The 5,231-nt window shown below is 69.0% G+C and carries 2 protein-coding genes and 1 tRNA gene; all 3 read right to left on the bottom strand.

Annotation, left to right across the window (positions count from 1 at the left end; all coding sequences use genetic code 11):
- Positions 1–179: 179 nt before the first annotated feature.
- The 3 genes from D180_RS09375 to D180_RS09365 all read right to left on the bottom strand — a co-directional run bounded on the left by D180_RS09375 (position 180) and on the right by D180_RS09365 (position 4,773).
- Complete coding sequence (locus D180_RS09375) at positions 180–3,983, bottom strand: PAS domain-containing protein (protein WP_232760417.1); 3,804 nt, start codon at positions 3,981–3,983, stop codon at positions 180–182.
- Between the two features lie 159 nt (positions 3,984–4,142).
- A complete protein-coding gene (locus D180_RS09370) occupies positions 4,143–4,523 on the bottom strand; it encodes a response regulator (RefSeq protein WP_017909846.1) in 381 nt (126 codons plus the stop codon).
- Between the two features lie 163 nt (positions 4,524–4,686).
- Positions 4,687–4,773: transfer RNA gene (locus tag D180_RS09365), tRNA-Leu, on the bottom strand.
- Between the last annotated feature and the right edge of the window lie 458 nt (positions 4,774–5,231).

The raw sequence follows: 5,231 nt of genomic DNA, 5'->3' as shown, positions 1-5,231 counted from the left end.
GGGCGTGGCAATGCGGGCGGCGGCAATGCCAAGCCGCGGCCGGCTGCCGCGGCGCCGGTCAACAGCGCGCTGGCCGACGCGTTCGCGCGCGCCAAGCGTAGCTGAGGTTCCGGGAGAGCCGGCGCGCTTGCGCCGGTGCATCCAGTGCCGGCCACACGGTGCGGCCGCGCAGCGCCGACTCAGGCCGATTCGGCGCGTTGGCTCTGGTCGGTGGCGAGCGCGGCCGGTACCGGCGCCACCAGCGATGCGGCCAGCCCGAGCAGCTTGACCGGATCCACCGGCTTGCCCAGGTGCGCATCGAAGCCGGCCTCCAGGGCCAGCGCGCGATCCTCGCTGCGCACGTAGGCGGTCAGCGCGATGGCCGGGATGCGGCTGGCTGCGCCGACACCACGGGCGCGGATGCTGCGGATCAGGCTGTGGCCGTCGCGGCGCGGCATGCCGACGTCGCTGACCAGCAGCGCATAGGGCCGTTCGCGCAGCAGCGCTTCGGCATCGTCGGCGCAGACCGCGGCCTCGACCACGGCACCGGCTTCCTGCAGGAAGCGCTGGGTGACGCCCCGCGAATCCATGTCGTCGTCCACCACCAGCACGCGCACGCCATCCAGGCGAATGCCGTCACGCCGCAGCATGCCGCCGGACAGGGCGGTATCGTTGCCACGGCGGATCGGATCCAGGCTCTGTACGTCGTTGCGCGGCAGCAGCAGGGTGAAGGTCGCGCCGAGGCCGACGCCGTCGCTACTGACCGACAACTGTCCCTGGTGCAGTTCGGCCAGCTGCTTGGCGATCGCCAGGCCCAGGCCGAGGCCGCCGGCGCTGCGCGTGCTGCTGGCGTCGGCCTGGCGGAAGCGGTCGAACACGTGCGGCAGGAACGCCGGGTCGATGCCGATGCCGGTATCGCCGACGGCGATGCGGACGTGGGTGCTGGTGCTGTCCAGGGTCACCGTGACCGTGCCGGCGCTGGGGGTGAACTTGATGGCGTTGCCGATCAGATTGGTCAGCACCTGCTGCAGCCGCACCCGATCGCCCAGATAGGGCAGGGCGGTCGCTTCGTCGGCGACCAGCACGATGTCGATGCCCTTGTTCTGCGCGCCGGGGCGCGCCGCATCGATGGTCTCGCTGAGCAGTGCGCGCAGGTCCAGCTCGCCGGCCTCCAGGCGGACCTTGCCGGACAGGATGGCGCTCATGTCCAACAGGTCGTCGATGATCTGCGCCTGCGAATGCGCGCTGCGCTCGATCACCTCCAGGCCCTTGCTCAGGTCCTTCTCGCGCACCGCATCGTCCTGCATCAGCCGCGACCAGCCCAGGATGGCGTTGAGCGGCGTGCGCAGCTCGTGGCTGAGCGTGGCCAGGAACTCGTCCTTCATGCGGCTGGCGCGTTCGGCCTCGCTGCGCGCGCTCTGCTCGGCGGCGAGCAGTTGCTGCAGGCGCAGGTCGGTGCCGCGGCGCTCGATGATGATGCCGGCCAGGTGCGAGGCGGAGCGCGCAAGATCCTGTTCGTGCGGGTTGGGGTAGTGCACGAACGGGTAGTACAGCGCGACTACGCCCAGCACTTCGCCATCGCTGGCCAGGATCGGCGTCGAGCAGCAGGCGACGATGTCCGCCTCCAGGGCGGTCGCCAGATACGCCTGCCAATGCGGGTTCACCCGCACGTCGCTGCACAGCACCTGCCGGCGCAGGTAGGCGGCGCGCCCGCAGCAGCCGGTGTTGGGGTCGATCGGCAGGCGCTGCACCGCCTTGCGGAAGGCGGGCGGCATGCTCGGCGCGGCGCCTTCCAGCAGGCACTGGCGGTGCTCGTCGACCAGCATGATGGTGCAGCGCAGGCCGACATCGCTCTGCGACTCGATGCCGCGCGCGATCGCCTCCAGCACCGTGCTCAGCGGCTTGCCGGTGGTGATCATCTCCAGCGCCGCACGCTCGGCGGTGGTGGCATTCTCGATGCGCTTGCGCTCGGCGATGTCCAGCAGCGAGCCGATGAAGCCCAGGAACTGGCCGGACGAACTGAAGCGCGGCGTGGCGGTGTCCACGCACCAGCGGTACTCGCCGTCGTGGCGGCGCAGGCGGTATTCCACGGTGTAGGCGCGGCGGTCGGCGCAGGCGCGCGCGAGGGTGCGGCCGACCGTGGCCAGGTCGTCGGCATGGATCATTTCCTGCCAGCCGCTGCCCAGCGCCTCCTGCTCGCTCTGCCCGGTGAACAGATACCACTGGCGGCTGATGTATTCGCAGTCGCCGTCGGCATTGGACATCCAGATCATCACCGGCGCGTTGTCGCACAGCTGGCGGAAGCGCAGTTCGCTTTCCTGCAGGCGCTGCTCGACCAGACGGCGGTCGTGGATGTCGGTATTGGTGCCGATCCAGCGCACGATGCGGCCGCTGTCGTCGCGGATCGGCAGGGCGCGGCCGAGATGCCAGCGGTACTCGCCGTCGTGGCGGCGCAGCGGGTACTCGATCTCGTACGGCTTGCCGCTGCGCAGCGCTTCCGGCCACACCTCCATCACCCGCGCCAGGCCTTCCTCGGTGTGCACATGGCGCCAACTGTCGTACCCGGCCTCGCCGACCGGCAGCCCGGTGTACTCGTACCAGCGGCGGTTGAAGTAGTCGACGTGGCCGTCGGGCATGGCGGTGAACACGATCTGCGGCATCGCATCGGCCAGTTCGCTCAGGCGCGCGGCACTGCTGGCCAGTGCGCTTTGCGCACCCGCGCGTTGCATCGATTCCCAGCAGCGCGCCGCCACCAGCCGCACCAGCTCGATCTCGGCCGAGGTCCACACGCGCGGCTGGGCGTGGTGCACGCCGATCGCGGCCACCAGGCGGCCGGCCTTGTGCAGCGGTGCGGTCAGCACGGCGCGCATGCCCAGACGACGGTAGTTCGGGTCGTCCAGGCGCATCGGCGGCTGGTGGGTCTCGGTGTCCTGCACCACCCACGGCCGGTTTTCGCGCATGCAGTCCAGCAGGTCGCTGCCGAAATCGCTGAAGCGCGAGCGCCCGGTCAGGTGCGAGGCGCCGTCGACGTAGTCGGCGCGCACGTCGAACACGTCCTCGTCGGCCTCGACGATCGCGTAGGCGCAGCGATTGGCGCCGAGGTGCTGGCCGAGCAGGGCGGCACCGGTCTCGCAGATGGCTTCGGTGCTGTGCAGGTTCTGCAGGGTGTCCTCGAGCATCAGCAGGAAGCTGTCGTGCGCCTGCGCACGCGCCTGTTCGGTGCGGTCGATGCCATGCACCAGGATTCCGCTGACCCGGCCCTCGGCGTCGTGCATCGGCTGGTACACGCATTCCAGCGTGGTGTCCGAGGTCGCTTCGTGCGGACTGCGGCACAGCTGGAAGGTCATCGACTCGTCGATGAACGGCACGCCGCTGGTGCGGACGTTGTCGAGCAGGCCAATGACGCCCTGATGCTGGATTTCGGGGATGGCCTCGGTCAGCGGCCGGCCGACCACCTCGCGCGGTCCGACCAGCTGCTGGTAGCGCCGGTTGACGGTCTCGATCACGTAATCCGGGCCGCGCAGGATCGCCAGCGCCGCCGGCGACTGCTCGAAGGCATCGGCCATCTGCGCACGTTGCGCGTCCAGCGCCTTCAGCAGCGTGTCGCGTTCGCGCGCCAGGGTGATCCGCGCCGTATCCTCGGTGCACACGCACAGCACGCCGGCGATGCGGCCCTCGTCGTCGAACAGCGGGCTGTAGGAGAAGGTGAAATACACCTGCTCGCCGTAGCCGTTGCGCATCATCGTCAACGGAATATGTTCGTTCCAGGTCGATTCGCCGCTGGCCATCACCTGGTCGGCCTGCGCCCGCACCTCGGGCCACACTTCCGGCCATACCTCTTCCATCGGCCGCGCGAACCCTTGCGGGTGCCGCAACCCGAGGATCGGCACGTAAGCGTCGTTGTACAGGTTGAACTGGCGCTCGCCCCAACGCACCGCCATCGGGAACCGCGAGTTCAGGCAGATCGACAGCGCCGTGAGCAGGCTCCGCGGCCAGTGCTCCATCGGGCCCAGTTCGTGCTCACGCCAATCGATGGCGCGCAGCAAGGCCCCCGTGGCGCTGCCGGCGGGAAACCGGACAGGAGGCGGCGAACAGTCCTTGGCGTTGATGGCGGAGTTCCTCGAAGCGTTCCCGCCAGGCGGCGGGCTTACGGCCGAGGATTCTCAGGGGCGCGCGGTCGTCTTGGCGTGAGCGTCCTGCAAGGCCTTGATCAGCTGCTCGGACAGGTAGGGCTTGGTCAGCACCACGCCGGCGGCGAAACCGGGAGGGAGCGCGTCGGCGGCCACGCCGGTGGCGAGCACGAAGGGGGTGCCACGTTCGCTGAGCGCCCGGGCCACCGGTTCGCTGGTCTCGCCGGCGGAGAGGCGGAAGTCGAGCACCGCCCGGTCCGGGCGCTCGCTGTCGATCAGCGCAAGGGCCTGCTGCACGGATGCGGCGATGCCGACCACCTCGGCACCGGCCTGGGCAAGCTGCAACTCCAGCAGCGTGGCGTTCATCTCGTCGTTCTCGACCACCAGGATACGCAGGCCCCGCAATGCCGACATCGCTTGCTCGTTAAGGTTTGGGAACGGAAAGTATAGCGGGACCGTCACTGCCACCGCCTAGACAAACGGGCGCAGGAAGATGAAGCGTTTACCTGTGATCGACGCCGACGTGCGCCGCGGCGGTCGCGCAAAAAACAAACGGCAGCCGAAGCTGCCGTAGTCCTGGTGCCGAAGGTGGGACTCGAACCCACACGCTTTTAAGGGCGGCGGATTTTGAGTCCGCTGCGTCTACCGATTCCGCCACTTCGGCGCGGCCGCGGAGTATAGCCGACAGTTCGGCCGCGCCGCCAGCGCTGTATTTGCCGTCGTTGGAGGAGGCGGGGGGAATGGCAGTGGCCATGGGTACTTCCCGAGCACATCTCTATATGTGCGTCGCACGTTAGGCGAAGCATTCGGTTCCTGCCGACCGCGCAAGGGGCACGCAAATCCACCCGTTGTGCCGATATCGGCAATCATCGACACGAGTGGCGCAGGGCTGCGGAGGCGGATTGGCGCCGTGTGCGGCGAGTTCCGCAGGTCGCCTCCATCGTTGGACGTGAGGCGCAGACGTCGCGCAATGCAGGCGTGCGCGCGGATGCAGCCGGTCGTGGCGAGGGCGTGTGCGGCGTCGCGAACGTTCCGAAAAAAACGCTTGCGTGTGCCGATCACGATCGTTAATATTCCGCTCCTCGCAGCACGTGGGGCCATAGCTCAGCTGGGAGAGCGCTT

The organism is Xanthomonas sp. SHU 166, from assembly GCF_000364685.1.
Lineage (GTDB): Bacteria > Pseudomonadota > Gammaproteobacteria > Xanthomonadales > Xanthomonadaceae > Xanthomonas_A > Xanthomonas_A sontii.
Note: the sequence above shows the minus strand (reverse complement) of the source record. Positions and strands in the feature narration are given on the sequence as shown.